We start from the raw sequence: 25461 nt of genomic DNA, 5'->3' as shown, positions 1-25461 counted from the left end.
CGATACCTATCCGGCGATACCCACCGGTTGCTGTTGCGTGATGCAATGGATATTGCCGCCGCCAAGCAAAATCTCGCGCGCGGGCACCTGAACCACCTGGCGACCAGGAAAGAGCTTGCGAAGCGTCTCGGCGGCCCGCTCGTCCATCGGATCGTCAAAGGCCGGGACGGCCACGACCGAATTCCCGATGTAGAAATTCACATAGGATGCGGCCATCCGGTCGCCCTCGCGCCGGGGTTGAGTTCCCTCGACGACATCGACGCCTGCCGATTCTTCGGCGGTGATCAGGACGGGCGACGGCTGGTGAATCTTGTGGACCTCGAGCTTGCGGCCGCGCGCATCCGTCGCCGCGCTCAATCGCTCATAGGCATCGAGCGAAATCTCGTATTGCGGATCGGATTTATCGTCCGTCCATGTCAGCGCCACGACGCCGGGCTCCACGAAGCAGGCGATATTGTCCACATGCCCGTTCGTCTCATCGTTGAAGACCCCGCGCTCCAGCCAGATCACCTTGCTGATATTCAGATACTCGCCCAGCACGTCTTCGAGCTCCTTGCGGGAGAGCCCGGGATTCCTGTTTTTGTTGAGCAGACATTCCTCGGTCGTCAGCAAGGTGCCCTCGCCGTCGACGTGAATGGAGCCGCCTTCCAGCACGATGGGCGCGCGATAGCTGTGCATCTTTTCGATCTCGGCCGCTTTCAGCGCCACCAGATCGTCCTGATCCCATGGAAAATAGAGGCCACCTTCCAGCCCGCCCCATGCATTGAAGATCCAGTCGATGGCGCGGATTTCGCCATCCCCATTGGTGACGAAAGTGGGTCCGCAATCCCGCATCCAGGAATCGTCATTGGATATTTCGACGACCCGCACCTTCGCCGGAAGCATGGCCCGTGCATTCTGGTACTGACGCGGAGAAACACCCACCGTGACGGCCTCGCTGGTGGAAATTGCCTCGGCGACCGCCACGAACGCGGTCTGGGCCGGCTTTGCACCGAGGCGCCAATTGTCCGGGCGCTCGGGCCACAGCATCCAGCATCCCGAATGAGGTTCGAATTCGCCCGGCATGCGAAAGCCGTCGGCGCGGGGGGTGGTTTGCAGGCGTTTGCTCATAGCACTCTCCAAAAAGAACGGATGCCGGGCCCACCGGGGCCCGGCACCTTGAAGCAGTTCAGACCTTTTTACCCATCCGGATCAGCACTTCACCGACGATCAGCGTCACAACGACACCGGCAACGATCGACATCGCATAGTTCCAGTCGAAATCGCCCGGAATATAGATGAAGAACACGATCGCCTGAACGATGAACGCCATGCAGACAAGCGAGAGGGCCCAGGCCGTGCCATTGCCACCCGGCACGCGATAGGCGCGCGGCCGGTCGGCATCGACAGCCCGCAACCTCAGGAAGGCGGCGAACATCAGAAGGTAAGGCAACAGGAACACAACCGACGAGAAGGCGAAAAGCGTCCAGAACAGATCCTCTGCATCGGCCGCCATGAAACCGTAGATCGCGATCACGACGGTCGTGACCACCGCCGTCACAATCGCCGCCGAGGCGGGCGTCTTGTGAACGGGATGCAGCTTTTCGAACATGGGCGGCAGCGCACCGTCACCGGCGGCCTCAGCGGCGGACCGGTTCGCACCGAGCGTCCATGTCACCATGTTTGCGACAAAGGTGTAGAGCGCCATGACACCCAGCACATAAACGGCGGCTTGCCCTGCCCCGCTGTCGCCGAGCAATTGACGAAGCGTGTCGATGATACCTTCCACCAGATTGATCTGGTCGAGCGGCAGCGCGATCAGGATGCCGATGGTGCCGAGCAGATAGAAAGCCGCGATCAGAACGCCGGACACAATGATGGCGAGCGGCACATCCCGCGCGGGATTCTTCATCTCGGCGCCTGCGCCGGACATAAGCTCGAAGCCCATGAAGTTGTAGACAATGACCGGCAGGAAGGCGAGCGTCACGCCCCAGCTCGGCGCCATGCTCTGCAGCGTCAGCTCATTCGCCACGCCATGCTGGCCTGCATAGACAAAGCCGCCAATGCCGATGGTCAGCATGATTGCGACCTTGAAGATGGCCCCGACATTCGGCACCCATTTACCGACATCGAGCGCGATGATGTTGATCCACGCCACGAGCCAGGTGAGCACCACCGCAATCCCGATTTGCCACCAGAGCGGCAGTCCCGGAAAGAAGAGAGTGGCAAAGATACCGGCGAACAGAATGAACACGGAGGGCTGCCAGAGAGCGACATTGATCCACCAGAGCCATGCGGTACGCCCGCCCCATTTGGGACCGAAAGCGCGCCTCACCCAAGCGTAGATACCGCCCTGGTCGGGATAGGTGCTGCCCAGTTCCGCCGTGATCAGGCCATAGGGGATAAAGAAAAGGATCATGGTGAAAATCCACCAGAAGACCGACTGCGCGCCGATAGCGGCGGAAGCAGCCAACTGGTCGATCACCAGAATTGCGCAAACGGTGAAAAGGGTCATATCCAGCCCCTTCAGCACCTTCTTGAACCCACCGGCGCCATTCGCGCCCGGTCCCGCGGTATTTTCCGACATTATCTAGTACCCCGTTTGTTTTTCAGCCGAACTCACTCTCCAACAGCCCCATCAGCTCCCAAAAAGGCTTCGATCTCGCCTTGGTGATGTGCAACGAGGGCTTCCGACGCACGTTTGAGGCGCGGATACACGAAATAGACAAGCAACGCTTTTTCAGTATGAAGACGGTTTTCCGCCTGATCGAAAATCACCGATTTATCGGAATCGAGCACCTCGTCTGTTGCCTCGACACCCCGGGAAGCCGGCAAGCAATGCATGATCTTCACGGTGTCCGGCGCCTTGGAAACAAGGTCGGCGTTCACCTGGTATGTCGGCATGAAGGCATCGCGCCGCTCGGGGATTTCGTCTTCCTGCCCGACCCACCACCACAGATCGGTGTAAATGAAGTCGGCATTCGAAACGGCGGCGACGGGATCGTCGGTGATAGTGAGCCTGCCGCCGGATTGCGCACAGTTCTCCTCGCCGATCTTCCGCATCTCGTCCGAGAGCTGATACTTCTTCGGCGCCGCATGGGTGAAAGACATCCCAAGATGCGTGCAAATCATCATCAGCGACGAGCAGACATTCGTGGCATCGCCGACGAATGTGACGTTGAAGTCTTCCAGCTTCTTACCCTTGGGCGCATGCTCCATCATGGTGAAGACGTCGCAAACGACCTGGGTGGGATGATTGTAATCGGTGAGACCGTTGAGAACCGGCACGGTTGCATATTTGGCGAGATCGAGAACGGTTTGATGCTTGAGCGTGCGCGCCTCGATCACATCCACCATGCGGGATACGACCTTGGCGGTGTCGCTGATCGATTCCCGCTGGCCCATATGGATCTCGCCGGGCCGCAGGTAAAGCGCATGGCCGCCGAGCTTCGTCATCGCCACTTCGAAGGATACGCGTGTCCGCGTGGACGGTTCCTCGAAGATCATGCCCAGAGAAGCGCCCGACAGCAGCTTCGGGCAGGCCCCCTCCTTGTCGGCTCTTTTGAGCAAGCGAACGAGCTCGATAAGTCTGAGCAGTTCTTCCTTGGAGAAATCCTGTGTCTGAATGAAATGCTTAAGCACGCCGCGCCTCCATTGCCTGAAGATTCCGGTGTTTTTTTGGGGGGTACCGGAAGGTTGACGCGATGATGCATCCGCGGCCGGGGCGTTTGTATCCGCAATAATACTGATGACCGCTCACCGCATCTTCTGCGGCACAGCAAACTACTGGCAGATTGAGGGTGAAACGGAAAAGAAGAGCGAGTGGCGATCCCGGCAGGACTTGAACCTGCAACCACTCGCTTAGAAGGCGAGTGCTCTATCCAGTTGAGCTACGGGACCGAAGATGCACCCGGAGGCGGCCCGGCAAGGAACGGCGATCAATGCGTCCAGAGGGTCTTGCGGCCGAACTTGAAATTCTCTGCATAGGATTTGGCCGGAGCCTTGGCGCTATGCGGTTCGAAAACGCGATAGGCCAGCCCATGCTTTTCGGCGTAGGCAACGGCCTCTTCTTTCGTTTCGAAACTCAACCGAAGCTGCTGGCGCGTATCCGGAGAGCTGGTCCATCCCATAAGCGGCTCAACCTGCCGCCTCGCGGATGGCTCGAAATCGAGAACCCACTTCTTCGTCTTGGCCCGGCCCGACTGCATGGCCGTCTTGGCCGGCTTATAGATGCGAACGTGCGCCAAATCCAAACTCCCGAGATCCGATCAGACTGAATTCCGAAACCTACCGAATTTGCATCTTATGGCCTCAATAAGGTCAGATTTGCAAGCCACAAGAACCATCTGGACGCCGTTCACCGTCCCGGGGAACCCCGCAAAGCGAGCCTGCGGAGCCCTGACAGCAATAAGTCTCAAGGGCGTCATACCCCTGACATCCCCGACGCCTAGGAAACGAAAGACAGAGACGGAAGGAGGTCCCCCATGGCACACGCCATCTCAACACCCGTCTATCTTGACCGTATCGAGACCGAGGCCTTTCTGAAAAACAAGGGCTTCAACGGGCATGATATCGAATGCATCCTCGATCTCGCCGGTCCGGTTGCCCGGAGCGGGCGGGACGTATGGCCAGCAGACAGGGTAGAACGCCTCGCCAGCAGAGCCTACTGGCTGGGCGAGAACGAGGTTCACTCGGCCATCCTGGCGGCAGCCGCCTGATCTCGCCGCGCAATCGCTATCCATGGCCTTTCTGGCCGGTTGCCGCGACGCGGCAATCGGGTGTATTGGAACGGTCTCCACCAAGTGGAGCCGTCGGGGCGTAGCGCAGCCTGGTAGCGCATCTGCTTTGGGAGCAGAGGGTCGCGTGTTCGAATCACGCCGCCCCGACCATATTCTGGCCGCGGGCCACTCCCCTAGCCTTCCTTGTGCCTCTGCATAAGCTTGAAGATGCCATTGGCCTTCAGGACCGGACGGCTTCCCACATAGAGATCGGCTTCGCAGAAACAGACCGATCGCGTCGCCTTGACGACGCGCGCCGTTCCTTCCAGCCAGTCGCCGGGCCGGGCGGAGGACAGGAAATCCGACGTCATCCGGATGGTGAGCGCCACTGTGTGGGTTTCGCGAAAGACCGCGGTGCCAAGCAACCCGTCCGCAAAGGCCATCAGCATGCCGCCATGCGTGATGCCGCGGGAATTGCAGTGCCGCTCCCTCACACGCACACCGTGCCAGAAACCGTCTTCCGTCACCTTGTGGAAAAAGGGTCCATTATGCGTGGTGTAGGGACCGCGCGTACCGGAAGGGACAAACCCTTCAGGCGGGTCGTCATAGGCGGAATCATCCTCGGAAAGCTTTTCGCGGCTCATACTCAACTCATCTCCCGGAAAATGGATACGGCCTTATACAAGATCAGACGCTATGGTCCGACCCGTTGCCATTCCCATTTCCATTGCCTTCCGGAAGCGAGATTTCAGCCACCATCAGCCCTTTCGGACCTTCGCCGAACCGAACGCTTACATTCTGCCCGGGGAGAAGATCGCGGATGCCGTGACGGCGCAGCGTCTCCATATGCACGAAAATGTCCGGCGTTCCGTCCCCCCGCGTTACGAAGCCGTAGCCCCGGGCGCGGTTGAACCATTTCACCGTGGCAATTTCGTACTCGCCCACGGCAACCACGGCCGACGCCGGCGATCGATTGCGCGCGGGAACCTGCGACGAGGCGCTGCGCACGGCAGTACTCTCATCGACTTCAAGTATCCGGATTGCCTGATTGCCTTTCGGCCGCTTGACCGCCTCGCAGGAGACGGTCGCGCCTTCCTCGAGGATTTCCCTGCCTGCCTGCTTGAGGCACGACAGATGAACAAGTACATCCTCTCTGCCGTCATCGGGGACGATGAAGCCATACCCCTTGACCGCATCGAACCACTTCACGACGCCAGATACTTCGAATGCGTTATCGACGGATTCCGCCGTACTCTCCAACCGTTCTTCCATCCCAGCCACGATTACCGATCCGGCGCTCCAAGACAGAATGGCCTCTGCTCAGAAAAGCCGGGACTTCGTTCTGGTCCGTGGATCCTCCCCACGATCCCCCTCAACATGAAAAAACTATAACAGCGATACGACGGCAGTAAAGCCAAAGCCAATCTCGAAAACCGCTTCTTGTATATTTAGAGGGCGCCTAAAACCGCAGACGGCATCTGGGGTTCCTTGCCCCCCATAGGGCGACTGTGCATATTAGCGTGTCGCAGCGGGAATCTTTTTCGCATCGCAACAACATCCCATTAGCAGCCTGCATGCGCCTTCGAGGAACCGCTATGCTGCGCTGCATCCAGCAGGACGCCGGTACCGAAATGGTCAAAGCCATCAGCTTGACGATCGCGCTCATAGCGCTCTGGCTCACCCTTTCGGGACACTTCACGCCATTTCTCCTCGCAATGGGACTGGCTTCCGTTCTCTTTACTGTCTATCTCGCCGCGCGCATGCGCCTGCTGGACGACGAAGCCGTGCCCGTTCAGCTCAGGCCCGCGCTTGTCCTCTACTGGGTCTGGCTCGCTGTAGAGATTTTCAAGGCGAGCGTCGCCGTCTGCCGCGTCATCCTGGCCCGGGAGATGAAGCTCTCCCAGCAATTGATACGGGTGCCGTGGAACCAGTCGACCGAGATGGGACGAACGATTTTCGCCAATTCCATTACGCTCACGCCGGGTACGATCACCGTCGAAACCGGCAAGGACGCCTTTCTTGTCCACGCTCTGACGGAAGATTTCACCGGCGCCGACGGCTTCGAAGAGATGGGCGGCAAAGTGACCGAAGTAGAGGTACGCCACCGATGATCCTTTTCATTGCCGGCACCGCTGCCCTAGTCGTTGCCATGCTGCTTGTCCTCGCCCGGCTCTATCTCGGCCCCGATCTCTACGACCGTGTATTGGCGCTGAACTCCTTCGGCACGCTCACCGTTCTCCTGCTCGGCTATATCGGCTTTCTGACGGAGCGCCCGGACTTTCTGGACATCGCCCTCCTCTACGCGTTGATCAATTTCGTCGGCACCATCGCCGTGCTGAAATTCTTCCGCTACCGCGCGCTTGGGCGCGGCCTGGGCAGCCAAGACGGGCCGGAGGCCTGAGTGATGGATATGAGCCTCCTCGATCTCGCCTGCAATATTGCCACTGGCATCGCCTTCGCGACGGGAAGCTTCTTTTTGCTCGTCGGCGCCTTTGGCATCGTTCGCCTGCCCGACTTCTGGTCCCGCCTTCACGCAGCCGGCGTGATCGACACTGCCGGGGCGGAAATCATCCTGATCGGCATGATGTTCCAGACCGGCTGGGACATCGCGACGCTCAAACTGATCCTCATAGCCTTTCTGCTTTTCATCACCAGCCCGACCGCCACCCACGCGGTCAGCAATGCGGCTTTCGTTGCCGGGCTGAGGCCGCAGGATCTGAAGAAGGATGAGACGGCACAGACCCTGAGCGACGTCCCGACTGCCGCAATTCCCTACCGCAGCATGCTGCCCGAAAGCGAGCCCGCGGCCCCCAGCAAATCCTCCAGCGGAGAGGGAAGCGCATGATGACCGGCATCTCCCTGGCAGCCGTTATCAACGTCCTGCTTTTCACTTTTCTCGTCATGACGGCGATCGCCATCGTCAGGGTCCGGCACCTCTTTGCCGTCGCGATGCTGTCGGGCGTCTTCAGCCTTCTGTCCGCCGGTCTCTTCGTGGCGCTGGACGCCGTGGATGTCGCCTTCACCGAAGCGGCCGTCGGCGCGGGCATTTCCACCGTCCTGATGCTCGGCACCATGGCGCTTACCGTCACCCGCGAGAAAAGCACCAAGCGGTCGCCGATCCTGCCGATCTTCGTCTGCCTGGTAACGGGCGCAGCACTCGTATACAGCACGCTCGACATGCCCGCTTTCGGCACCGCGCAAGCGCCCATCCACGAGCATGTCGCACCCGACTATATCGCCCGCACGCCCGAGGAAATCGGTGTGCCGAACATCGTCACGGGCATCCTGGCCAGCTATCGCGGATACGACACCCTCGGCGAAACCACCGTGATCTTCACAGCGGCCGTCGCCGTGGTCCTGCTGCTCGGCTCGTTCAGCCGGAAAAAGCAAAAACGCTCGGGCAAGGAGTGAAGCAAATGGATCATCACTCTATCCTTCGCGTCGTTTCCAAACTTCTTATCCCCCCGATCATCGTCTATGCGCTTTACGTGCAGTGGCACGGAGACTACGGACCGGGCGGCGGCTTTCAGGCCGGCGTCATCTTCGCCGTCGCCTTTATCCTCTACGGGCTGGTTTTCGGCGTCGAAGCGATGACGGACGTATTGCCGACATCCTTCATTCGCGTGGCCATGAGCCTCGGCGTCCTGATTTATGCCGGAACCGGTCTTTACGCGCTGCTCGCCGGATACAATTTCCTCGATTACGAGGCCATCGGACATGGCGGACACCACGCCCAGGAATGGGGAATCCTTATCGTGGAACTCGGGGTCGGCATCACGGTGGCTTCCGTCATGATCGGCATTTTCGTCGCCTTCGCTTCCCGCACGCCCAAACTCAAGGATGAGGATTGGTGATGCAGGAAGTCGTCTTCGATCTCGAATTCATCATCGGTCACTACAATTACTGGCTGTTCGTCATCCTGATGATGACCGGCCTCTACATCACGGTGAGCCGGGGAAATCTCATCAAGAAGGTCGTCGGCCTGAACCTGTTCCAGACATCGGTCTTCATGCTCTACATATCGATGGGCAAGATCGAGGGCGGGACGGCGCCGATCCTGACGGGCGATCCGAACACCGTCTATTCCAACCCCGTGCCTCACGTCCTGATCCTTACCGCCATCGTGGTCGGCATCGCGACGACCGCTCTGGCCCTGGCACTCGTCGTGCGGATCAGAGAGGAATTCGGGACCATCGAGGAAGACGAACTCACCGAAATCGAAGAAAAGCTCGAATTCGCGGAACAAGGCGATGACGCGATCCCGGTCTCCGGAGAGGCTAGCGTGAACAAGAGAGAGTCCGGCGGGAAATGATCGATCTCATTACCAAAAACCTGCCGGCCCTTCAGGTCGTGATACCGCTGATGGCCGCGCCTATTTGCGCGATCTTCAACCGCGGGCGCCTGGCATGGACCATTGCGTTCATCGTCGCCATCGTGAGCTTTGCGATCTCGGCAGCCCTGCTCTCGCAGACGCTGGATGGCGGCGTCATCTCCTATCATCTGGGAGGCTGGGCGCCGCCGATCGGTATCGAATACCGGGTCGACGTCCTGAACGCCTTCGTCCTGCTGATCGTGTCCGGCATTGCGGTCGTCACGCTCCCCTACGCCGTGAAGAGCGTGGCGCAGGAGATACCTCAGGAGAAACAGGGCTTCTTCTACACGGCCTTGCTGCTCTGCCTGACGGGCCTGCTTGGCGTCACGATTACCGGCGACGCCTTCAACGTGTTCGTTTTTCTGGAGATATCCTCCCTCTCGACCTACGCCCTGGTCGCGACAGGCGCGGAGCGCAACCGGCGCGCCCTGACGGCCGCCTATAACTACCTGATCATGGGCACTGTGGGCGCGACCTTCTTCGTCATCGGCCTGGGTCTTCTCTACATGGCGACCGGTACGCTCAACATGGTCGACCTCGCCCACCAGATCACCCTGCGCGGCGACTCGCGCATGCTGCATATGGGCTTCGCCTTCGTGCTGGTCGGGATCGGCCTGAAGCTCGCCATGTTCCCGCTGCATCTCTGGCTGCCGAACGCCTATACCTTCGCGCCCTCGGCCGTATCCGTCTTCATCTCCGCGACATCGACCAAGGTCGCGGTCTATGTGCTGCTGCGCTTCATGTTCGGCATTTTCGGCTTCGATTACGCCTATCAGCAATCGACGCTGCAATATGTGCTGCTGCCGCTGGCGCTTCTCGCCATGTTCGCAGCTTCTCTGGTCGCGGTATTCCAGACCGACCTGAAACGCATGCTGGCCTATTCCAGTATCGCGCAGGTGGGCTACATGCTGCTCGGCACGGCCTTCATGACGCAGACCGGCGTAATGGCGACAGTCATCCATCTCTTCAACCACGCAGTCACAAAGGCAACGCTCTTCATGGTTGCCGGCGCCTTCGTCTACAGCGTGGGATCGAGCAAGATTTCCGATCTCAAGGGCCTCGGCCGCGCCATGCCCTGGACGAGTGCCGCCTTCGTGGTCGGCGGGCTCAGCCTGATCGGTATCCCGCTCACCGTCGGCTTCGTCAGCAAATGGTATCTCGTGCAGGCGGCGCTGGAGCTCGGCTGGTGGCCCATCGCCGCAGCCATCGTGCTCTCGTCGCTCATTGCCGTCGCCTATGTCTGGCGCATCGTGGAAACGCTCTACCTCCACTCTCCGTCGCCCGACAGCAAGGCGAAGGAAGCGCCTCTCGCGATGATTATCCCCATGTGGGTGCTGGCCGCCGCGACCGTCTATTTCGGCACGCATGCCGCGCTGACCAGTGCAGCGGCAAGCCGTGCCGCCTCGACGCTTATTTCCGCGTCCAACATCATTTGGCAGTGAGGGACGCATGATCGCAATCGACGGCAGCACGGGCATCCTTCTGGCGATCGGCATTCCGCTGATCGTCACTCTGTTTATCGCCGCCTTTTCCCGCATGCCGAACCTGCGCGACGCCTCGAGCGTCATCGCAGCCGTCCTGACCTTCCTGACTGTTCTGCATCTGCTCGGTCTTTTCAATGCGGGACAAACGCCGTCCGTCTCCCTCTTCGAGGTGATGCCCGGTCTGGTGATTTCCTTTTCCATCGAACCACTGGGCATGATCTTCGCGCTGGTCGCTTCAGGTTTGTGGATCCCCGCTGCGATCTACTCCATCGGCTATATGCGCGCGGAAAACGAGCGTCATCTGACGCGATTCAACATTTGCTATGCGCTGGCTATTGCCGCCGCCATCGGCATTGCCTTCTCGGCAAACCTCTTCACGCTCTTCATCTTCTATGAAGTGCTGACGGTGTCGACTTATCCCCTGGTGGCGCATAAGCAGACCGATGAGGCGCGTCGCGGCGCGCGCACCTATCTCGCCATCCTGATGTCGACGTCGATCCTGTTCCTGCTGACGGCGATCATCTGGACGTGGAGCGCCACGGGCACACTGGACTTCCAGCCCGGCGGCTTCATTGCCGGTCACGTGGACCCAGCCCTGGTACCGGTCCTGCTGGCGCTCTTCGCCTTCGGCATCGGCAAGGCGGCGCTTATGCCGTTCCATCGCTGGCTGCCCTCGGCCATGGTCGCGCCAACGCCGGTGAGTGCGCTCCTCCATGCCGTGGCCGTCGTGAAAGCCGGCGTCTTCACCATGCTGAAGGTCGGCGTCTATGTTTTCGGCGTGGATTACCTGTCTCAGACCGACGCGTCGCAATGGCTCGTCTGGCTGGCATCGGCGTCGATCCTAATCGCCTCCATCATCGCGCTGACCAAGGACGATCTGAAGGCGCGGCTTGCCTATTCCACCGTCAGCCAGCTTTCCTACATCACGCTCGGCATGGCGATGGCGACGCAGATGGGGATTATCGGCGGCACGATGCACATCGTCACCCACGCCATCGGCAAGATCACGCTCTTCATGTGCGCCGGCGCCATCTATGTCGCGACCCACAAGAAGAAGGTCAGCGAACTCGACGGGCTGGGCCGCGAAATGCCCTTCACCTTCATTGCCTTTACCATCGCCTCGATCAGCATTATCGGCCTGCCGCCCTTCGCCGGTGCGTGGAGCAAGATGTATCTGATGCTGGGCGCGGCCAATTCCGGTCAATTGGCGGTGATCGGCGTTCTCCTCGTCAGTTCGCTGCTGAACATCGCCTATCTCATGCCCATCGTGGCCCGGGGATTTTTCGCGCCCTCACCCGTTGCCGCTCATTCGCTGGGCGCCGCGGCGGCCGACGATGGCAAGCGCTGGCGGGAAGCCCCCTTTCTCTGCGTTCTGCCGCTCTGCCTGACGGCCCTCCTCTGCATTCTCCTCGTTTTTGAAATCGGCCCGCTTTATGAGTTCCTGCTGCACATACCCATCCTGCCGGAGGTGCCGACGCCATGACATCGCATGACGACACTTCGCCCGACGACATGCACTGGCTCTCCCGCAAGCTGCTATGGGTGGAAAAACCGGGCGCCGGAAAGCGGGTTCTCATTGTGCTGCTGGCCATCTGCGCTGCGCTCGCGCTTGCAGATTTCGCCTATCACAAGCACGCCTATTTCCACATCGAGGAAATCCCCTTCATCTACGCCGTCTATGGTTTCGTGTCCTACGCCACGGTTATCTTCCTCGCGAAAGGACTGCGTCTGATCATCCGCCGTCCCGAGGGGTACTACGCGCAGGATTCCACCGAGGTGGAAGACGAACGGCCGGCAGGCAGCGATCCCTCGACCTTGATACCCGGTTCGCTGAGCGACAGAGCCAACCGCCCGGGCGGCATTTCCGGAGGAGGCTCCGCACATGAATGAGGTCCTCCTGCCGCCGCTGATCTATGGCCTTGGCGCCATATCCATCCCGTTTCTTCCCGCAGGCAAGCTTCGGCAGGCATTAATGCTGGCCGTACCGGTGCTGGCCTTCGCGCTGATTGGCAACCTTCCCTACGGGGACTATGCCGTCTTCAACGCGGCCGGACTGCATATCGGCCTGCTGCGCATCGACGCCCTGTCATGGATTTTCGCGCTGATCTTCTCGATCGCGGCCTTCATCTCGCTCCTTTATTCGTGGCATGTCGACGACCGCGTTCAACAAGTGACGACGCTGCTCTATGCGGGCTCCGCCATCGGCGCGGTTTTCGCCGCCGATCTCGTTTCGCTTTTCGTCTTCTGGGAAGGCACGGCCATCGCCTCCGTCTTCCTGATCTGGGCGCGGCGCACCGAAGGCTCCTACCGGACGGGCATGCGCTATCTGGTCATTCAGGTCTTTTCCGGCGTGCTGCTGCTGGCCGGTACTGTCCTGATGTATCGCGACACGGGCTCGGTCGCCTTTAATGCGATGACGCTCGGCAGCACCGCCACCTGGTGCATCTTCATCGCCTTCGGCGTGAAATGCGCCTTCCCGCTGCTGCATAACTGGCTGCAGGACTCCTATCCCGCCGCCACCATCACCGGCACGGTGACGCTTTCCGCCTTTACGACCAAACTAGCGGTCTATGCGCTGGCGCGCGGTTTCCCCGGCACCGAACTGTTGATCTATATCGGCGCGGTCATGACGCTCTTTCCGGTCTTCTTCGCCGCCATCGAAAACAATCTCCGCCGTGTGCTTGCCTACAGCCTCAACAACCAGCTGGGCTTCATGGTGGTCGGCATCGGTATCGGCACGCCGCTCGCGCTGAACGGCACGGTGGCGCATGCCTTCTGTCACATCCTCTACAAGGCGCTCCTGTTCATGAGCATGGGCGCCGTGATGTATCGCACAGGCACCTCGAAAGCCTCCGAGCTTGGCGGGCTCTACAAGTCCATGCCCTTCACCATGGTCTTCTGCATCATCGGCGCGATGTCGATTTCCGCCTTCCCGCTCTTTTCCGGTTTCGTCTCGAAGAGCCTCATTCTCTCCGCCAGTGCGGATAACGGGTATTTCTTCATCTGGCTGGCGCTCATCACCGCCTCGGTCGGCGTGCTCGAACATTCCGGCATCAAGATCCCCTATTTCACCTTCTTCGCGCATGACAATGGCTGGCGGGTGAAGGAAGCGCCGATCCATATGCTGCTCGCCATGGGCATCGCCGCCGCCTTCTGCGTCGGCATCGGCGTGTTTCCGGGACTGCTCTACCAGTACCTCCCCTACAAGATGGAAGCCTATGTGCCCTACACCACGACGCATGTGGTCACGCAGCTCCAGCTTCTGATCTTCGCCGGGCTCGCCTTCGCGCTGCTCATCCGCTACCGGCTCTATCCGGCGGAAATCCGCGCGGTGAATCTCGATACGGACTGGATCTACCGCCGCATGCTTCCGATTATTGTCGGATTTTTCGCCGCCATGATCGGCACCATCTGGAAGGCCGCCGGCCAGCTCACCCAGTATTACGTCACCAGTCTCATCCGGGGCATATACGCAACCCACGGGCCCCATGGCCCGCTTGCCCGCACCTGGCCCAGCGGATCGATGGTCCTCTGGGTTGCGGTGATCCTTGGTATGACCGTGCTACTCACCTATGTTTGACGTCTGCTCCGGCTGGCGGAAAAACAGGCAATCGAAATAAGGAGACGCACCCATGGAAATGTCAGGCGAATACACGATCCCGGCTCCGCGCGAAAAAGTCTGGGCTGCGCTCAACGACGCCGCCGTCCTGCAGCAGTGCATTCCGGGCGCCGAAACCGTCGAACAGACGGCGGATGACGCCTTTGCAGCCGCCGTGAAAGCCAAGGTCGGCCCCGTGAGCGCCCGCTTCAAGGGCAAGGTGCAGCTCACCAATATCGATCCGCCGAACGGCTACACGATTTCCGGCGAAGGGTCCGGCGGCGCGGCGGGGTTCGCCAAGGGGTCCGCGGACGTATCGCTCGAGGACACCGCGGATGGCGGCACCAAGCTTTCCTACACCGTGAAGGCACAGGTCGGCGGCAAGCTCGCCCAGATCGGCCAGCGTTTCATCGATTCCACAGCCGCTAAAATGTCGGAAGAATTCTTCTCGAAATTTTCCCAGGTCGCCGGCCAGACGGAACCTGAAGCGGCGCCCGACGAAGGCACAGGCGACGAGCTGCCGGAAATCGTGGAAGAAGCCGCCCATGGCATCGAGGGCAAGTCGCCCGACCATGATGCGATTTCGCCCACCGGATCGCCTCTTATCCCCGATGAGGAAGCCGGTTTCAGTATCTCGCCCTGGGTTTGGGGACCGCTCGTCATTCTGGCCGTGGTTGTCGTCGCTTTGATTATCGGCTTCTAGGCCACTTAAGCGGGCATGTTTGGCCCGCAAAACTTGACGAGAAGTGACCGAAAGCAGAGACTCGTTCAGTCGGCAGCGCGTTGCTGCCGGTTTACAAGGCCCGATCCGCTGAATTTTCAGAAGAGGCCAAACTCGACGGGAGGTCGCGTATGTCCGTTGTCGCAATGACGGTCAATGGCAAGTCTGTTAGTGCCGATGTTGAACCCCGCACGCTGCTGGTCACCTATATTCGCGAGGCGCTCGGCCTGACGGGTACGCATATCGGCTGCGACACCAGCCAGTGCGGCGCCTGCGTCGTGCATGTGGACGGCAAGGCGGTGAAGAGCTGCACCATGCTGGCAGGCCAGGCCGAAGGCGCCGAGGTGACGACCATCGAGGGCCTTGCCGAGAATGGCGAACTTCATCCCGTCCAGAAGGCGTTCCGGGAACATCATGGTCTGCAATGCGGCTATTGCACGCCCGGCATGATCATGACGGCGGTCGATTTGATCCGCCGTAAACCGGACCTCGATGAGGAAACCGTGCGCGAGCAGCTGGAGGGGAATATCTGCCGCTGCACCGGTTACCACAACATCGTGAAAGCAATTCTGGCGGCATCGAACGAAATGCGCTGAGGCGCAGACACATATCCGGGGAGGAGGAGCGCCATGACGGCAGAAATTTCTGAAACCGGTATCGGCAAGCCAGCGCGCCGGAAAGAGGATTTCCGTTTCATCACCGGAAGCGGCCACTACACGGACGACATCAACCGCCCGCGTCAAACGCATGCGAGCTTCCTCAGGTCGCCCCACGCCCACGCCAAAATCCGCTCCATCGACACGAGCGAGGCCGAAAAGGCGGCGGGCGTTCTCGCCATTTTCACCGGCAAGGATATCGCCAAGGACGAACTGGGCGGCCTGATCTGCGGCTGGACCGTTACCTCGAAAGACGGCGAGCCGATGAAAGTCGGCCCGCACCCCGTCCTCGCGCTCGATACCGTGCGCTATGTCGGCGATCACGTCGCGATGGTCGTCGCCGAAACGCGCGAACAGGCGGAAGCCGCCGCCGAACTCATCGACGTGGATTACGACGCCCTGCCCGCGACGGTTACTCTCGCCACCTGCCAGAATGCAGACGCACCGCAGGTTCACCCGGAAGCGCCGCACAATACCTGCTTCGAATGGGAATTGGGCAACAAGGCTGAAACCGAAGCCGCCTTCGCAAAGGCCGACCGCATCGTCTCGCTGGACCTCGAAAACAACCGCCTGATCCCGAATGCAATGGAACCGCGCGCGGCCATCGGCGAGTTCGACAAGGGAACCGGGGATTACACGCTCTGGACCACGAGCCAGAACCCGCATGTCGCCCGTCTCGTCCTCTCCGCTTTCGTGGGCGTGGCGCCGGAACACAAGCTGCGCGTCATCGCGCCGGATGTCGGCGGCGGGTTCGGCTCGAAGATCTTTATCTATGCCGAGGAAACCGCCTGCGCATGGGCCTCGGCGAAGGTCGGACGCCCGATCAAATGGACCGGCAACCGCTCCGAAGCCTTCCTGTCCGATGCGCATGGGCGCGATCATCTGAGCAAGGCCGAACTGGCGCTCGATACCGATGGCAAGATGTTGGGCCTGCGCGTGAAGACGGTTGCCAATCTCGGCGCCTATCTCTCCACCTTCTCAGCCGCCGTGCCGACCTATCTCTACGGCACGCTTCTGTCTGGCCAGTACGACCTGCCCGCTATCCATGTCGAAGTGGACGGCGTTTACACGCATACCGCGCCGGTGGACGCCTATCGCGGCGCGGGACGCCCGGAAGCGACCTACCTCATCGAGCGGATTGCGGAAACGGCCGCCCGGGAAATCGGCATGGACCCGGCGGAGTTCCGCCGGAAAAATTTCGTGCGAACCTTCCCGCACCAGACGCCGGTCATCATGAATTACGATGTCGGCAATTACGAAGCCTCGCTCGACGCTGCAATGGAAGCGATCGACTACAAGGGGTTCCCGTCACGCCGCGCGGAAGCGGAAAAGCGCGGCAAGCTGCGCGGTATCGGCTTTTCCACCTATATCGAGGCTTGCGGCCTTGCGCCGTCCGCCGCCGTCGGCTCGCTGGGTGCCGGCGTGGGACTTTGGGAATCCGCCGAAGTCCGCGTCAACCCGACCGGCAATATCGACGTACTGACCGGCTCGCACAGCCATGGTCAGGGACATGAAACAACTTTCGCGCAGCTCGTCTCCTCGCGCCTCGGTGTGCCGCTCGACGATGTGGAAATCGTGCACGGCGACACCGACAAGGTTCAGTTCGGCATGGGCACCTATGGCTCGCGCTCCGGCGCCGTCGGCATGAGCGCCATCTCCCGCGCGCTCGACAAGATCGAAACCAAGGCAAAGAAGATCGCGGCCCACCTCATGGAAGCCGCGGTGGACGACATCGTTTTCGAGAACGGCACCTTCACCGTACAGGGCACCGACAAGAGCATGGCCTGGGCGGAACTGTCGCTCGCGGCCTACACGGCGCATGGTTTTGCCGGCAGCGATCTCGAACCGGGCCTCAAGGAAGGCGCGTTCTACGACCCGACGAACTTCACCTTCCCCGCGGGCTGCCATATCTGCGAGGTCGAAATCGATCCGGATACGGGTGTCACGAAGATCGTCAATTTCGTCGCTGTCGACGATTTCGGCACCATCATCAATCCCATGATCGTCGAGGGACAGGTCCATGGCGGCATCGCGCAGGGCGTCGGCCAGGCGCTGCTGGAGCATGGCATCTACGATCCGGAATCCGGCCAGCTTATGACCGGCTCCTATATGGATTACTGCATGCCGCGCGCGGACGACCTGCCGACCTTCAAGCTCGGTTTCACCCCGACGGAATGCCCATCGAACCCGCTCGGCATGAAAGGCTGCGGCGAGGCCGGCGCCATCGCCTCCCCGCCCGCCATCATCAATGCCGTGACGGACGCCCTCAGCATTCGAGAAATTGCCATGCCGGCGACGCCGGCGCGTGTCTGGGCCGCGCTGCAAGCCAAGCAGCCCCGCGCAGCCGCCGAATAAGGAGAAGCCCCATGTACCAGTTCAACTATCACCGCCCCAAGACGCTGGACGAAGCCGTGAAAGCGCTTGCCGATGCGGACGATCCGAAGCTGCTGGCCGGCGGGCAGACCCTTATCCCCACGCTGAAACAACGCCTTGCCATGCCGAGCGATCTCGTCGATATCGGCTCGCTGGCCGACCTGCGCTACATCAAGGCCGAAGGCGATGCGCTGACCATCGGCGCGGGCACCAAACATGCCGACGTGGCGGCCTCGGCCGATGTCATGAAGCACAATCCGGCGCTGGCAAAACTGGCCGACAATATCGGCGATCCCGCCGTCCGCCATATGGGAACGCTGGGCGGCTCCATCGCCAATAACGACCCGGCTGCCGACTATCCCGGCGCCTGCCTGGCGCTCGACGCCAAGATCCACACCACGAAGCGGCTGATCGAGGCCGACGAGTTCTTCACTGGCATGTTCGAAACCGCGCTGGAAGACGACGAGATCATCAAGGAAGTGACCTTCCCGCATCCGGAAAAGGCCGCCTACATGAAGTTCGCCAATCCGGCCTCGCGCTACGCAATGGTCGGCGTCTTTGTATCGAAGGGCCCGTGGGGCATTCGCGTGGCGGTGACGGGCGCCGGACAGGACGGCGTTTTCCGCGCAACCGAGATGGAACAGGCACTCGAAAAGAACTGGTCGCCGGATGCCGTCGCAAACGTCAAGATATCCCCGGACGGCCTCAACACTGATATGCATGGAAGTGCCGAATATCGGGCACACCTCATCTCCGTGATGGCCAAACGGGCGGTCGAGGCAGCCGGATAAGCGGCGTTTACGCTTTTGGTTCCAGACCGGTAGACTGAGTTCATGACCCTGCCTTCATCCATCGACGAGACCGTCGATCTGCTCGCGCGCGGCAGCTATGTCGCCGACCGCTCGCTGTCGACGGTTGTTTTCCTCGCGCTCAAAATGGGCCGCCCGCTGCTGCTGGAAGGCGAAGCGGGCGTCGGCAAGACCGAGATAGCCAAAGTGCTTGCGCTGGCGCTCGGCCGCCGGCTGATCCGGCTGCAATGCTATGAGGGGCTGGACACCGCCGCCGCTGTCTATGAGTGGAACTATCAGGCACAGATGATCGAAATCCGGCTCGCCGAGGCGGAAGGCGTGGAAACGCGCGACGAGCTGGGAAAGGACATCTTCTCCGAACGCTTCCTGATCCGCCGCCCGCTCCTGCAGGCGCTGGAACCTGCGGTGGAAGGCCCGCCGGTGCTATTGATCGACGAGCTGGACCGGACGGACGAACCCTTCGAGGCCTATCTGCTGGAGGTGCTCTCCGATTTTCAGGTGACGGTGCCCGAAATCGGCACCATCCATGCCGATAACCCGCCCATCGTCATCGTGACCTCGAACCGCACGCGCGAAATCCACGACGCGCTGAAACGGCGCTGCCTTTACCACTGGGTGGACTATCCGAACGCCGAACGGGAACTCGAAATTCTGAGACTGAAAGCGCCGCAGGCGCCGGAAGAACTTTCTCAGCAGGTGGTCGCCTTCGTGCAGCAACTCCGCCAGATGGACCTCTACAAAAGCCCCGGCGTGGCGGAAACGCTGGACTGGGCGAACGCCCTCACCCATCTGAATGCGCTCTCGCTCGACGCCAATAATGTCAATGACACGCTCGGTACGCTGCTGAAATATCAGGACGACATCGCCCGCGTTCAGGGCAGCGAAGCGGCGCGGATTCTCGAGGAAATCCGCATGGCCGCGAGCGCGGCGCAATAGGCCGCGGCATGGCAGAGCCTCAACAGGGACGGCTTGCCGAAAACATCGTGCATTTTGCCCGCGTGCTGCGGCGCGCAGGCATGCCCGCCGGACCAAGGCAGGTGATCGAGGCAATCGAGGCGGTACAGGCCGCGGGGCTGACACGGCGCGAGGATTTCTACTGGACGCTCCATGCGACGCTGGTGAAACGGCACGAGCATCACGAGCTTTTCGATCAGGCCTTCCACGTCTTCTGGCGCGATCCAAAGCTCATCGACCGCATGATGTCGATGATGCTGCCGGAAATCGAGGCGCGCGACGAGACCCGGGAGGAAACGAGCCGCCGCCTCGCCGAAGCGCTTTTCGGCCAGAACGATGTGGAGGCGACCGAGGAGCCCGATATCGACATCGACGCGAGCGAGACCTTTTCCGCGCAGGACGTGCTGCGGACGAAGGATTTCGAGCAGATGTCGGCGGCCGAACTGGCCGAAGCGCGCGCTGCCATCGCGAGGCTGCGCCTGCCGCTCGACGAAAGCCGGACGCGGCGAACCCGCGCGGCGGTACACGGTCACCTTGTGGATATGCGCGCCACCATGCGGGCGAGCTTGCGCAGCAGCGGCATCATTCCGCTGAAGCGGCGCGACTTCCGCACGAAACGGCCGCCATTGGTCGTGCTCTGCGATATTTCCGGCTCCATGTCAGTTTATGCCCGGGTTTTCCTGCATTTCCTCCACGCACTGACCAATGCGCGGGACCGGGTGCATGTCTTCCTCTTCGGCACAAGGCTGACCAATGTGACGCGGGAACTGCGCCACCGGGACATCGACGAGGCCATCGAGCGCGTGACGCAGGCGGTGGACGACTGGGATGGCGGCACGCGGATCGGCGAGACGCTGCACCGCTTCAATGTGGACTGGGCCCGGCGCGTGCTGGGCCAGGGCGCGGTCGTGCTGCTGGTGACCGACGGGCTCGACCGGGAGGCCGGCGAAGGCGTGGAACCCGAAATCACGCGGCTTCACCGGCAGACAAAACGGCTCATCTGGTTAAATCCCCTCTTGCGGTATGACCGCTTCGAACCGAAATCACTGGGGATCAGGGCGCTGCTGCCCCATGTGGACGAGTTCCGGCCGGTCCACAATATCCAGTCGCTGACGGCGCTGGTGGAAGCGCTCTCCGGCGAACCGGAACGAATGAAAACAGGAAAGAAGGCGGCATGAACGAGCCCCCGGAAACCATAAGCGAAATGGACCATGACAAGGTGCTGGAACAGGCCGCCGCCTGGCTGAAGGACGGCCACAAGGTGGCGCTTGCCACGGTAATCGAGACCTGGGGCTCCGCGCCACGGCCTGTGGGGAGCCAGCTTGCGATCCGCGACGATGCGACTTTCGCGGGCTCCGTTTCCGGCGGCTGTATCGAAGGCGATGTGGTGACCCGCGCGCTGGACAAGCTGGATGGCGGGGCTGCGGAAATCGTGGAATATGGCGTCTCCGACGCCAAGGCCTGGGAGGTCGGGCTCGCCTGCGGCGGGCGCATCCGCATCATGATCGAACCGGTCGAGGGGACCGCATGAAGGCGGAAATCCTCAGCGAACTGGTCCGCGCCCGCGCCGAAAAGCGCCCTGTCGTACTAGCAACCCGGCTAAGCGATGGATTTGAAAAACTTGTGTATCAAACTGATACACAAGCAGAAAACTGGCTTGTTGAAGCAGTTTCTGAAGTTCTGCGCGCCGACAAGGGACGCGTCCAAGCAGACCCTGACGGCGAAGACTGGTTCCTCAATCCGTTCAATCCGCCGCTCCGCCTCGTCATCCTCGGCGCCGTTCACATCGCGCAGCCGCTGTCGAAAATGGCCGAACTCGCCAATTACGATGTCACCGTGATCGACCCCCGCACGGCCTTCGCTTCCGAGGAGCGCTTTCCCGGCGCGACACTCGTGACCGAATGGCCGGACGAGGCGATGGAGAAGATCGACCTCGATACGCGTACCGCCGTCGTCACCCTCACCCACGACCCGAAGCTCGACGATCCGGGGCTCCATGCGGCGTTGAAAAGCCCCTGCTTCTATATCGGCGCGCTGGGGAGCCGGAAGACCCACGGTACCCGCGTGGACCGGCTGACGGAGGCGGGCTTCAGCCAGGACGAGATCGCCCGCATCCACGGGCCGGTGGGGCTGGCCATCGGCGCGCGGAGCCCGGCGGAAATCGCCATCTCCATCATGGCCCAGATGACCGAAAGGCTGAGGACATGACATTCGGCCCGGTCGCGCCGGATGAGGCCGAGGGCACCGTGCTGGCCCACTCGCAGAAAGTGGGCGGCGCGACCTTCAAGAAGGGCCGGATCCTCAGCGCGGACGATGTGACGGCGCTGAAAGAGGCCGGATTTCAAGAGGTTATCGTCGCGCGGTACGGCCCCGAAGACGTACCGGAGGACGAGGCGGCGCGCGAACTCGCCGCGGCGCTGGCGGGCCCCGGCATCCGCGCGGGCGAAGCCTTCACCGGGCGGGCGAACCTCTTCGCCGATGCGGATGGCGTGATCGAGATCGACCGGCACCGGCTCGACCATATCAACATCGTAGATGAGGCGATCACTCTGGCGACGCTGGAGCCTTTTTCCAGGGTTTCTGCGGATCAGATGGTGGCGACGGTGAAGATCATCCCCTTTGCCGCGCCGCGCGGAAGCCTCGACCTGGCGCTGAAACGCGGGGGCGAGCCCGGTCCCCTGCTCCATCTGCACCCGTTCAAGCCGCATAGGGCCGGATTAGTGGCAACAAGGTTGCCGGATACGAAGGAAAGCGTACTCGACAAGACGCGGGCCGTGCTGGACGAGCGGCTCAATGGCATGGGCTCGGAGATCGCGCGCGAGATCCGCTGCGGGCATGACGAGCGCGAAGTGAGCGCGGCGGTGACGGAGCTTTTGACAGCCGGGCTGTCGCCGATCCTCGTTTTCGGGGCATCGGCGACGGTGGACCGGCGCGACGTGGTGCCCGCCGGGATCGAGCTAAGTGGCGGAGAAATAGAGCATTTCGGGATGCCGGTGGACCCGGGCAACCTGCTGCTGCTGGCGACCCACGGACAGACGCCGGTGATCGGCCTGCCCGGCTGCGCGCGCTCGCCCAAGCTCAACGGCTTCGACTGGGTGCTGGCGCGGACGCTTGCCGGGCTGACGGTGGAGCCCAAGGACATCATGCTGATGGGTGCCGGCGGATTGCTGAAGGAGATCGCGACCCGGCCGCAGCCGCGCGCCGGAAAACCGCGGAAATCAACCAGTTCCGCGCCGAAAATCGCGGCGATACTCCTAGCGGCGGGCACATCCACCCGGATGGGCGAGGTAAACAAGCTCACCGAGGAGGTGGATGGAAGCCCGATGGTGGCGCGGGTGGCGGATGCCGCTTTGACAGCCAGGGTGTCGAAAGTCGTGGTGGTGACGGGCCATGAGCGGGAAAAGGTGGAGGCCGCGCTGGGTCCCCGCAATGTCGGCCTGATCCAGAATCTCGATTATGATCAAGGACTTAGCACATCGCTCAAGGCCGGAATCGCGGCGCTGCCGGACGCGGTGGACGGCGCGGTGGTGCTGCTGGGCGATATGCCGGACGTGACAGCGGCGCATATCGACCGGCTGATCGCGGCCTTCGACCCGGAGGAAGGCCGCGCCATCTGCGTGCCCACATGGGAAGGCAAGCGCGGCAATCCGGTGCTCTGGAGCGCGGAATATTTCGAGGAAATTCAATCGCTTACCGGCGACACCGGCGCGAAACAGCTCTTCGCGGCCCATGCCGACGAGATCGCCGAAGTGCCCATGCCCGACGATGCGACGCTGAAGGATATCGACCTCATGACCTCGCTGGAGGCGCGCAGAAAGCGAGATTGAAGCGAGGTTCGGTCGAGATTGAACCGAGCCCTTGTCGAGGTTGGGCGAGGTTCGTCCCGAGGCGCCGGAACATGTCGCCATCCTTCGAGACGCGGCTTCGCCGCTCCTCAGGATGAGGTCGTCTTTTGGGGCCTCATCCTGAGGAGAACCGTAAGGTCCGTCTCGAAGGATGAATTAATCCCCGCCCCCTCTCACTCCACCCTGCCGAGCCAGGCCCCGCGCGGCGGCAGCGCGACCGCGCCATCGGAGAAGGCGGCCCCGGCGAAGGAAAAGATCTCCCCGGCTTCGACAACCGACATGTCATCCGGCAGCGGATAGCGCGCGCCCTCCTTGCCGAGATTGAAGACGCAGAGAATCTTTTCCCCGCCCTCTTCTCTCGTAAAGGCGAGCACGCTCCCCTCCGTATCGAGGAAGGAGATATCCCCGTGACCGAGCGCGGGGTGCGCATGGCGGAGCGCAACGACGGCGCGCGCATGGGCGAGCACGGAGGCCTCGTCTGCCGCCTGCACATCCACCGCGCGCGCGCGATGATAATCCGGGATCGGCAGCCAGGGCGCAGCCGAGCTGAACCCGGCCTGCGCCTTCTTCGCCTCCCACGGGATCGGCGTGCGGCAGCCGTCGCGCCCCTTGGCCCAGGGGAAATAGAGATCGCCCACGGGGTCGTGAATGTCTTGTCTGTCGAGATCCACTTCCGGCAGGCCCAGCTCCTCGCCCTGATACATCAGCACCGTGCCCTTGAGGCTGACGAGCAGCGTGAGCGCGAGCTTGGCGAGCGCATCGTCGCCCTGCCCCCCGCCCCAGCGGGTAACGGGGCGGACGACATCGTGATTGGAAAAGGTCACGCAAGGGGTGAGGTCCGGCAGATCCTTCAACAGCCCCTCGTAATAATCGCGGAAGACGGCAGGCGCGAAGGTGAAATCCTCGATGAAGGCGAAGGTATAGGCGCTGTGGAGATGCTTGGGCCCGGTATAGGCGCCCAGCATTTCCGGCCGCTCGGAGAACTCGCCGAAAGCGAAACGGCCTTCATACTCGTCCATCACCTTGCGCACTTCGCGCATCGCCCACTCATTTTCGGGCGTGTTCGCGTCGTGAATATGCTGTTGCAGGCGCGGCGCATGGGCCCAGTCGAGGAAACTCCGCTCCTCGCGCGGCACCGGCGGATTGTCCGCCAACTGAGGATCATGGACATAGGAATTCGCCACATCGAGGCGGAAGCCGTCCACACCCCGGTCGAGCCAGAAGCGCAAGACGTCCATGCAGGCGGCCACCACTTCCGGCTTGTGGAAATTGAGCTTGGGCTGCTGCTTTAAAAATTTGTGGAAGTAATATTGCCGCCGCAGCGGATGCCACGACCAGGCGGGCCCGCCGAATGCGGACATCCAGTTGTTCGGCACCGTGCCGTCTTCCCTCGCCTCGGCCCAGACATACCAGTCCGACTTCGCATTGTCCTTCGAGAGCTGGCTTTCGAGAAACCACGGGTGCTGGTCGGAGGTATGGCTCAACACCTGATCGAGAATGAGCTTCAGCCCCCGCTCATGCGTGGCGGCCAGCAGCCGGTCGAAGCTGTCCAGCGTGCCCATTTCCGGCGCGATGCCGACATAGTCGGAAATGTCATAGCCGAAATCGCGATTGGGCGTCGGGTAGATGGGCGACAGCCAGACCGCATCCGCGCCGAGCCCGGCGATATGGTCGAGCTTGCGCTCGATGCCGGCAAGATCGCCGATGCCGTCGCCATTCGTATCGAGAAAGCTGCGCGGATAGATCTGATAGACAACCGCCCCTTTCCACCAGTCATTCGCCATCTCGCCTCGACTCCCCTCGTTTTCGTTGGCGACAGAGTGCATGGGCGCGCGGGAGGTGGCAAGGTGGGCTTGCCTTTCCTCCATACTGTCATGCCCGGGCTTGACCCGGGCATCCAGAGCGGCGCCTGCGGCAGATATTGCGCTGGATTGCCGGGTCGAGCCCGGCAA

At 61.7% G+C, this 25461-nt stretch carries 27 protein-coding genes and 2 tRNA genes; 21 read left to right on the top strand and 8 right to left on the bottom strand.

What is annotated here, in order from left to right:
- Positions 1 to 6: 6 nt before the first annotated feature.
- The 5 genes from aguA to ACSSVQ_RS01295 all read right to left on the bottom strand — a co-directional run bounded on the left by aguA (position 7) and on the right by ACSSVQ_RS01295 (position 4226).
- Positions 7 to 1110: an agmatine deiminase gene (gene aguA, locus ACSSVQ_RS01315; protein WP_454180504.1), complete on the bottom strand. Its 1104-nt coding sequence runs from the start codon at positions 1108 to 1110 to the stop codon at positions 7 to 9.
- 58 nt (positions 1111 to 1168) lie between these two features.
- Positions 1169 to 2566, bottom strand: a complete 1398-nt coding sequence (locus ACSSVQ_RS01310) for an APC family permease (RefSeq protein WP_454180503.1) — start codon at positions 2564 to 2566, stop codon at positions 1169 to 1171.
- 32 nt (positions 2567 to 2598) lie between these two features.
- Positions 2599 to 3621, bottom strand: coding sequence for a putrescine carbamoyltransferase (ptcA, locus tag ACSSVQ_RS01305; RefSeq protein ID WP_454180502.1), 1023 nt, complete (start codon positions 3619 to 3621; stop codon positions 2599 to 2601).
- Between the two features lie 181 nt (positions 3622 to 3802).
- Positions 3803 to 3879, bottom strand: a tRNA-Arg gene (locus ACSSVQ_RS01300).
- A gap of 38 nt (positions 3880 to 3917) precedes the next feature.
- Entirely contained in the window at positions 3918 to 4226 is a 309-nt protein-coding gene (locus ACSSVQ_RS01295; RefSeq protein ID WP_293329257.1) for an ETC complex I subunit, read from the bottom strand.
- Between the two features lie 237 nt (positions 4227 to 4463).
- Here ACSSVQ_RS01295 and ACSSVQ_RS01290 point away from each other — a divergent pair, with 237 nt between their 5' ends.
- Both ACSSVQ_RS01290 and ACSSVQ_RS01285 read left to right on the top strand, forming a co-directional pair.
- Complete coding sequence (locus tag ACSSVQ_RS01290; RefSeq protein WP_293329258.1) at positions 4464 to 4697, top strand: hypothetical protein; 234 nt, start codon at positions 4464 to 4466, stop codon at positions 4695 to 4697.
- Between the two features lie 94 nt (positions 4698 to 4791).
- Positions 4792 to 4868 (top strand) — tRNA-Pro (locus tag ACSSVQ_RS01285).
- Between the two features lie 23 nt (positions 4869 to 4891).
- On the opposite strand, the gene ACSSVQ_RS01280 is transcribed toward ACSSVQ_RS01285, so the two are convergent.
- Both ACSSVQ_RS01280 and ACSSVQ_RS01275 read right to left on the bottom strand, forming a co-directional pair.
- Positions 4892 to 5341: a PaaI family thioesterase gene (locus ACSSVQ_RS01280; RefSeq protein ID WP_454180501.1), complete on the bottom strand. Its 450-nt coding sequence runs from the start codon at positions 5339 to 5341 to the stop codon at positions 4892 to 4894.
- Positions 5342 to 5384: 43 nt separating this feature from the next.
- Positions 5385 to 5969: a cold-shock protein gene (locus tag ACSSVQ_RS01275; protein WP_454184626.1), complete on the bottom strand. Its 585-nt coding sequence runs from the start codon at positions 5967 to 5969 to the stop codon at positions 5385 to 5387.
- Between the two features lie 323 nt (positions 5970 to 6292).
- On the opposite strand from ACSSVQ_RS01275, the gene ACSSVQ_RS01270 reads away from it, so the two are divergent.
- The 19 genes from ACSSVQ_RS01270 to ACSSVQ_RS01180 all read left to right on the top strand — a co-directional run bounded on the left by ACSSVQ_RS01270 (position 6293) and on the right by ACSSVQ_RS01180 (position 23491).
- The gene (locus tag ACSSVQ_RS01270; protein WP_293329260.1) at positions 6293 to 6808 is read left to right on the top strand and encodes a Na+/H+ antiporter subunit E; all 516 of its coding nucleotides are present in this window, start codon (positions 6293 to 6295) and stop codon (positions 6806 to 6808) included.
- Positions 6805 to 7098 (top strand): monovalent cation/H+ antiporter complex subunit F, encoded by a 294-nt coding sequence (locus tag ACSSVQ_RS01265; protein ID WP_293329261.1) that lies wholly within the window; start codon positions 6805 to 6807, stop codon positions 7096 to 7098. Before ACSSVQ_RS01270 ends, ACSSVQ_RS01265 begins: the two co-directional genes overlap by 4 nt.
- A gap of 3 nt (positions 7099 to 7101) precedes the next feature.
- Positions 7102 to 7542, top strand: a complete 441-nt coding sequence (gene mnhG, locus ACSSVQ_RS01260) for a monovalent cation/H(+) antiporter subunit G (RefSeq protein WP_454180500.1) — start codon at positions 7102 to 7104, stop codon at positions 7540 to 7542.
- Positions 7542 to 8108 (top strand): DUF4040 domain-containing protein, encoded by a 567-nt coding sequence (locus tag ACSSVQ_RS01255; protein ID WP_454180499.1) that lies wholly within the window; start codon positions 7542 to 7544, stop codon positions 8106 to 8108. Before mnhG ends, ACSSVQ_RS01255 begins: the two co-directional genes overlap by 1 nt.
- Before the next feature lie 5 nt (positions 8109 to 8113).
- A complete protein-coding gene (locus tag ACSSVQ_RS01250; RefSeq protein ID WP_293329264.1) occupies positions 8114 to 8551 on the top strand; it encodes a Na(+)/H(+) antiporter subunit B in 438 nt (145 codons plus the stop codon).
- Positions 8551 to 9009 (top strand): cation:proton antiporter subunit C, encoded by a 459-nt coding sequence (locus ACSSVQ_RS01245; protein ID WP_293329265.1) that lies wholly within the window; start codon positions 8551 to 8553, stop codon positions 9007 to 9009. Before ACSSVQ_RS01250 ends, ACSSVQ_RS01245 begins: the two co-directional genes overlap by 1 nt.
- The gene (locus ACSSVQ_RS01240) at positions 9006 to 10511 is read left to right on the top strand and encodes a monovalent cation/H+ antiporter subunit D family protein (protein WP_293329266.1); all 1506 of its coding nucleotides are present in this window, start codon (positions 9006 to 9008) and stop codon (positions 10509 to 10511) included. The genes ACSSVQ_RS01245 and ACSSVQ_RS01240 overlap by 4 nt, the downstream gene beginning before the upstream one ends.
- Positions 10512 to 10518: 7 nt before the next feature.
- A complete protein-coding gene (locus ACSSVQ_RS01235; protein ID WP_454180498.1) occupies positions 10519 to 12036 on the top strand; it encodes a monovalent cation/H+ antiporter subunit D family protein in 1518 nt (505 codons plus the stop codon).
- Complete coding sequence (locus ACSSVQ_RS01230) at positions 12033 to 12443, top strand: hypothetical protein (RefSeq protein ID WP_454180497.1); 411 nt, start codon at positions 12033 to 12035, stop codon at positions 12441 to 12443. The genes ACSSVQ_RS01235 and ACSSVQ_RS01230 overlap by 4 nt, the downstream gene beginning before the upstream one ends.
- The gene (locus ACSSVQ_RS01225) at positions 12436 to 14133 is read left to right on the top strand and encodes a Na(+)/H(+) antiporter subunit D (protein ID WP_454180496.1); all 1698 of its coding nucleotides are present in this window, start codon (positions 12436 to 12438) and stop codon (positions 14131 to 14133) included. The genes ACSSVQ_RS01230 and ACSSVQ_RS01225 overlap by 8 nt, the downstream gene beginning before the upstream one ends.
- A gap of 52 nt (positions 14134 to 14185) precedes the next feature.
- The gene (locus ACSSVQ_RS01220; protein ID WP_454180495.1) at positions 14186 to 14854 is read left to right on the top strand and encodes an SRPBCC family protein; all 669 of its coding nucleotides are present in this window, start codon (positions 14186 to 14188) and stop codon (positions 14852 to 14854) included.
- Between the two features lie 149 nt (positions 14855 to 15003).
- Entirely contained in the window at positions 15004 to 15468 is a 465-nt protein-coding gene (locus ACSSVQ_RS01215) for a (2Fe-2S)-binding protein (RefSeq protein WP_293329271.1), read from the top strand.
- Positions 15469 to 15501: 33 nt separating this feature from the next.
- Positions 15502 to 17883: a xanthine dehydrogenase family protein molybdopterin-binding subunit gene (locus ACSSVQ_RS01210; RefSeq protein WP_454180494.1), complete on the top strand. Its 2382-nt coding sequence runs from the start codon at positions 15502 to 15504 to the stop codon at positions 17881 to 17883.
- Positions 17884 to 17894: 11 nt separating this feature from the next.
- Entirely contained in the window at positions 17895 to 18692 is a 798-nt protein-coding gene (locus tag ACSSVQ_RS01205) for an FAD binding domain-containing protein (protein ID WP_454180493.1), read from the top strand.
- A gap of 42 nt (positions 18693 to 18734) precedes the next feature.
- On the top strand, positions 18735 to 19646 hold the full coding sequence (locus ACSSVQ_RS01200) for an AAA family ATPase (RefSeq protein ID WP_454180492.1): 912 nt from the start codon (positions 18735 to 18737) through the stop codon (positions 19644 to 19646).
- 8 nt (positions 19647 to 19654) lie between these two features.
- Complete coding sequence (locus ACSSVQ_RS01195; protein WP_454180491.1) at positions 19655 to 20842, top strand: vWA domain-containing protein; 1188 nt, start codon at positions 19655 to 19657, stop codon at positions 20840 to 20842.
- Positions 20839 to 21195, top strand: a complete 357-nt coding sequence (locus tag ACSSVQ_RS01190) for an XdhC family protein (RefSeq protein WP_454180490.1) — start codon at positions 20839 to 20841, stop codon at positions 21193 to 21195. The genes ACSSVQ_RS01195 and ACSSVQ_RS01190 overlap by 4 nt, the downstream gene beginning before the upstream one ends.
- Complete coding sequence (locus tag ACSSVQ_RS01185; RefSeq protein ID WP_454180489.1) at positions 21192 to 21872, top strand: XdhC family protein; 681 nt, start codon at positions 21192 to 21194, stop codon at positions 21870 to 21872. The genes ACSSVQ_RS01190 and ACSSVQ_RS01185 overlap by 4 nt, the downstream gene beginning before the upstream one ends.
- Complete coding sequence (locus tag ACSSVQ_RS01180; RefSeq protein ID WP_454180488.1) at positions 21869 to 23491, top strand: NTP transferase domain-containing protein; 1623 nt, start codon at positions 21869 to 21871, stop codon at positions 23489 to 23491. Before ACSSVQ_RS01185 ends, ACSSVQ_RS01180 begins: the two co-directional genes overlap by 4 nt.
- A 191-nt stretch (positions 23492 to 23682) precedes the next feature.
- Here ACSSVQ_RS01180 and ACSSVQ_RS01175 read toward each other — a convergent pair whose 3' ends face one another.
- Positions 23683 to 25377, bottom strand: a complete 1695-nt coding sequence (locus ACSSVQ_RS01175; protein ID WP_454180487.1) for an alpha-glucosidase family protein — start codon at positions 25375 to 25377, stop codon at positions 23683 to 23685.
- Between the last annotated feature and the right edge of the window lie 84 nt (positions 25378 to 25461).

Source organism: Parvibaculum sp. MBR-TMA-1.3b-4.2, from assembly GCF_053628815.1.
Note: the sequence above shows the minus strand (reverse complement) of the source record. Positions and strands in the feature narration are given on the sequence as shown.

Bases quoted from the DNA above. Each gene is read 5' to 3' on its own strand.
- aguA (WP_454180504.1), bottom strand. From the start codon at position 1,110: ATGAGCAAACGCCTGCAAACCACCCCCCGCGCCGACGGCTTTCGCATG.
- ACSSVQ_RS01310 (WP_454180503.1), bottom strand. From the start codon at position 2,566: ATGTCGGAAAATACCGCGGGACCGGGCGCGAATGGCGCCGGTGGGTTC.
- ACSSVQ_RS01290 (WP_293329258.1), top strand. From the start codon at position 4,464: ATGGCACACGCCATCTCAACACCCGTCTATCTTGACCGTATCGAGACC.
- ACSSVQ_RS01280 (WP_454180501.1), bottom strand. From the start codon at position 5,341: ATGAGCCGCGAAAAGCTTTCCGAGGATGATTCCGCCTATGACGACCCG.
- ACSSVQ_RS01275 (WP_454184626.1), bottom strand. From the start codon at position 5,969: ATGGAAGAACGGTTGGAGAGTACGGCGGAATCCGTCGATAACGCATTC.
- ACSSVQ_RS01270 (WP_293329260.1), top strand. From the start codon at position 6,293: ATGCTGCGCTGCATCCAGCAGGACGCCGGTACCGAAATGGTCAAAGCC.
- ACSSVQ_RS01265 (WP_293329261.1), top strand. From the start codon at position 6,805: ATGATCCTTTTCATTGCCGGCACCGCTGCCCTAGTCGTTGCCATGCTG.
- mnhG (WP_454180500.1), top strand. From the start codon at position 7,102: ATGGATATGAGCCTCCTCGATCTCGCCTGCAATATTGCCACTGGCATC.
- ACSSVQ_RS01255 (WP_454180499.1), top strand. From the start codon at position 7,542: ATGACCGGCATCTCCCTGGCAGCCGTTATCAACGTCCTGCTTTTCACT.
- ACSSVQ_RS01250 (WP_293329264.1), top strand. From the start codon at position 8,114: ATGGATCATCACTCTATCCTTCGCGTCGTTTCCAAACTTCTTATCCCC.
- ACSSVQ_RS01245 (WP_293329265.1), top strand. From the start codon at position 8,551: ATGCAGGAAGTCGTCTTCGATCTCGAATTCATCATCGGTCACTACAAT.
- ACSSVQ_RS01240 (WP_293329266.1), top strand. From the start codon at position 9,006: ATGATCGATCTCATTACCAAAAACCTGCCGGCCCTTCAGGTCGTGATA.
- ACSSVQ_RS01235 (WP_454180498.1), top strand. From the start codon at position 10,519: ATGATCGCAATCGACGGCAGCACGGGCATCCTTCTGGCGATCGGCATT.
- ACSSVQ_RS01230 (WP_454180497.1), top strand. From the start codon at position 12,033: ATGACATCGCATGACGACACTTCGCCCGACGACATGCACTGGCTCTCC.
- ACSSVQ_RS01225 (WP_454180496.1), top strand. From the start codon at position 12,436: ATGAATGAGGTCCTCCTGCCGCCGCTGATCTATGGCCTTGGCGCCATA.
- ACSSVQ_RS01220 (WP_454180495.1), top strand. From the start codon at position 14,186: ATGGAAATGTCAGGCGAATACACGATCCCGGCTCCGCGCGAAAAAGTC.
- ACSSVQ_RS01215 (WP_293329271.1), top strand. From the start codon at position 15,004: ATGTCCGTTGTCGCAATGACGGTCAATGGCAAGTCTGTTAGTGCCGAT.
- ACSSVQ_RS01210 (WP_454180494.1), top strand. From the start codon at position 15,502: ATGACGGCAGAAATTTCTGAAACCGGTATCGGCAAGCCAGCGCGCCGG.
- ACSSVQ_RS01205 (WP_454180493.1), top strand. From the start codon at position 17,895: ATGTACCAGTTCAACTATCACCGCCCCAAGACGCTGGACGAAGCCGTG.
- ACSSVQ_RS01200 (WP_454180492.1), top strand. From the start codon at position 18,735: ATGACCCTGCCTTCATCCATCGACGAGACCGTCGATCTGCTCGCGCGC.
- ACSSVQ_RS01195 (WP_454180491.1), top strand. From the start codon at position 19,655: ATGGCAGAGCCTCAACAGGGACGGCTTGCCGAAAACATCGTGCATTTT.
- ACSSVQ_RS01190 (WP_454180490.1), top strand. From the start codon at position 20,839: ATGAACGAGCCCCCGGAAACCATAAGCGAAATGGACCATGACAAGGTG.
- ACSSVQ_RS01185 (WP_454180489.1), top strand. From the start codon at position 21,192: ATGAAGGCGGAAATCCTCAGCGAACTGGTCCGCGCCCGCGCCGAAAAG.
- ACSSVQ_RS01180 (WP_454180488.1), top strand. From the start codon at position 21,869: ATGACATTCGGCCCGGTCGCGCCGGATGAGGCCGAGGGCACCGTGCTG.
- ACSSVQ_RS01175 (WP_454180487.1), bottom strand. From the start codon at position 25,377: ATGGAGGAAAGGCAAGCCCACCTTGCCACCTCCCGCGCGCCCATGCAC.